Source organism: Frankia sp. CpI1-P (genome assembly GCF_001421075.1).
GTDB lineage: Bacteria > Actinomycetota > Actinomycetes > Frankiales > Frankiaceae > Frankia > Frankia torreyi.
The window spans coordinates 1-3,134 of sequence record NZ_LJJX01000121.1 but is presented as its reverse complement, the minus strand read 5'-3'; the positions used below and the strand labels follow the sequence as shown (position 1 = coordinate 3,134).

Below are 3,134 nucleotides of genomic sequence, written 5' to 3'. Positions count from 1 at the left end.
CCACTGGCGAGGCGGCTCCGAGGTGATCGTGAACGGCCGCTACCTCGGAGAGCGCTACTGACCCACCAGCCCCGGGCGCGGCGCTCATCTGCCAGGACGCACGCCGCGCCCGGTCCCCCACCCNGTCACCCAGGAGGGATCTCCATCATGGCCGGCCACACCTACACCTGCCCACACTGCAACATCACGTCCCAGCCGCTCGCCAGCGCCGCCGAGGCCACGCAGATGCTCACCACTCACCTGCAGGTCCAGCACGGCCACCTCGGACGGCGCGAGCCCCAGGCCCAGAGCCGGTGACCGCCGCACACTGATCACACCCGCCCCGCCGGCCCGGCATCCTGCCGGGTCGCCCCCCCACAGGAGGATCACATGGCCCAGAGGACACCCGAGGAGACCGAGGCGCTGACCACCAGTCNGGAGNCGCGGCGTCAGGCGCATCTGGGTGATGCCGCCTACTACCGCGGCCGCGCGGCCGANGCCGACGAGGCCGACGTGCGCGCCGCGTACGAGCGCGAGGCGACCGACGCGCACGGCCGTGCCGCGCGCCGCGCCCGGAACATCGCCGACGTCCGGGCCGGCCGCGACTAGCCGACCCCCCGCCCCCCGGTCCGNCATCCCGCCGGCCGGGGCCGCGGCACGGTCCTGAGACCCCACCAGCCCCGGGCGCGGCGCTCATCTGCCAGGACGCACGCCGCGCCCCCTGACACACCCACCCACAGGAGGAGATCATGTTCGGACGCGAGTCCCGCNACGACAAGGCCGCCCGGCTGCGCGCCGCCCACGGCGAGGCAGTCCGCCAGCGCGACGCCGCATCCCTGTCCCCGACCACCACCCCGCAGGAGTACCAGGCCGCCTCCACCGCGGCGACGGCCGCCGCGATCGCCGCCGGCCGCGCCGCCGACGACGCGGCCCCCCGCTATCTGCGTGTCCGGATCCCCCGCGGCCGCCGCTCCTGACACCCACCAGCCCCGGGCGCGGCGTTTATCCGCGACACCACCGCACACTGATCACACCCGCCCGTAGGAGGACCTATGACCCGCCCCACCCGCGAGCAGCGCCTCGCCNCCGCCCAGGCCGACCAGGACGTCGCCACCCGCCAGGCCCAGGCCCGGATCCTGGACGGCGCCGACGCCCTGGACCCCGCCGACACCAGCCTGCGCGCCCAGGCCATCCGGGCCACCGCCGCCGATATCCGCACCGCCCCGGACGTGGNCGCGCAGCGCGAGGCCGTCTGGCGCGACTGACCCACCCCAATGCGGCCCCGGTCCGGCATCCCGCCGGCCGGGGCCGTCGTCATGTGCTGGGCGGGCGGCGGTCGCGCTGGCGGCGACGGTCGGCGCGGTCGATGTGCCGGCCGAGCGCGTCGATGGTCTCGTCCACGCGGGCCACGACCCGCATCGTCGCGCCGAGGGCGTGCTCGAGCCACGCCGGCGCGGTCCCGGTCGCGTGCAGGGCGGCGACCGCCTGGTTGAGGTTGCCGCCGACACGGCGCAGCTGCGTCTCGGCGCTGAGGACCTCCATCAGGCAGTCGCGCAGCGGGTCGTGCATCGGGGGACGGGTGTTGCGGGCGGCGGCGAGCGCGGCCTCGGCGATGTAGCCGGACAGCCGCAGCCCCGCCAGCTCCGCCGCCGACCGCAGCTCGGCGATCTCGTCGTCGCCCAGGCGCACCGACACCGTCCGCCGCCCCGGCCCCGGCTCACCGTGCCNCCACGGGCTGGCCTCCCCCCGCCGGTACGTCCGCCACCGGGCCACCCCCGACGACGGCCACCCCGACACCGGCACGCCCATGCCGTCCGCCCCCGCCGGGGNGGACCCGTCCTCACCCATGNCACCCACCCGTCCACGGCCGCATCTGTGTTACAGATGCATACCTTGCTACCGGGTGATCATGTATGTCGTATCGCATCCGTTGCGCACTCGACACGCCCAACCCGACGCAGGTTGCCCCGCCGACCCGGCCCCCGCGGGCGGCGTGTCGCCGCGCAGACCCCCCTCCAAAAGCCCCTCCAAAAGGGGCTCCAAAAGCCCCTCCGGCTCTATCCGGAGGGGGGTCTGACAGCACGTCCGCGCCGGCCCGGGGGCTGTAGACCCCTCCGGCCGCTGCCCAGACTCGTCGGCACTCGCCCGAAAAACACGCCGGCGGCACCGACCCTGCCCCGCAACCGGCCGGATTATGAGCGGGACGACCGCTCATAATCGGCGACCGCGCGCACAAGTCAACGCCGTTGACTATCCCGCGACGACCATGATCACACCGATCAGCGAAAGATCCAGGACGCGCCAAAGGCNAACGATCCCATGATCTTTTCTGAATGGATCTTTTCTGAATGCGGGAGTGTGATCGAGGGTTGAAAATGCACGTTTTTGATCCCGAGGCCCGCCGAGCGCGCCTCGGCAACCAGCCGGGCAACCTCTCCCCGGGTGTGCAGCGGGGTGTGCAACCCCGTGCACGACGGTGTGCAAACCGGTGTGCAACGACTGTGCATGCACGGCCCCAACGCGCATGCGCGCGCCTGCGCGCGTAGGCCCCGGCCGCCCCCGGCCCGTGCACAACGACCTCGCCGGCGCCGGTCGGGCGCGCGACCCGGACGCCTCCACCCAGCTCACCCGACCCCGGGCCCGGCCGCGGCGCCGCTACCCGGTAGCGGACCCGCCGCTACCGGACGACCGTCACGTAACGACCGCCCGGCCGGCGGTGAACGCACTCCTCACGCCACTCCGCGCCTCACTCCCTGCGCAACTCCGCGCCCCGCTCCGCGCGCCACTCCTCACCGTGGCGCGGGCCTGGCGNCCGTCGTCGCAGGCCAGCACCGNCGGGCAACCTCGGACGTGGCGCTCGACATGTCTTATGCAGCCGGGCGAGACAGGCCGGAGTGCTCAGAGACGGCGAGGTCGTCGATCAGTCAAACTCCTCGTCTTCGTACTCGTAGTACTCGTATTCCTCGACGATCTCGTACACCTCCTCGACAACCTCAACCTCGTACTCGACGTACTCGCCCTCGCCGTAGCCCGCCGGATGCGACATGCCGTCATGATCCGTCGCCGCCGCAGGAACGTCTGAGGTTCTCCTTGATCAGACGATGTACGACGCCGGATCGTCGATATCGACCACGACCCCCGGCCCGTACCCACCG

Annotated in this window: 2 protein-coding genes; both read right to left on the bottom strand. The window is 73.1% G+C overall.

Translation table 11 applies throughout. The features are described 5' to 3' along the window. Nucleotides 1-1,293 precede the first annotated feature (1,293 nt). The gene (locus FF86_RS69630) at nt 1,294-1,668 is read right to left on the bottom strand and encodes a plasmid mobilization protein (protein WP_396230215.1); all 375 of its coding nucleotides are present in this window, start codon (nt 1,666-1,668) and stop codon (nt 1,294-1,296) included. 1,231 nt (nt 1,669-2,899) lie between these two features. Then, a complete protein-coding gene (locus FF86_RS63510; protein ID WP_255355985.1) occupies nt 2,900-3,025 on the bottom strand; it encodes a hypothetical protein in 126 nt (41 codons plus the stop codon). Nucleotides 3,026-3,134: the final 109 nt, after the last annotated feature.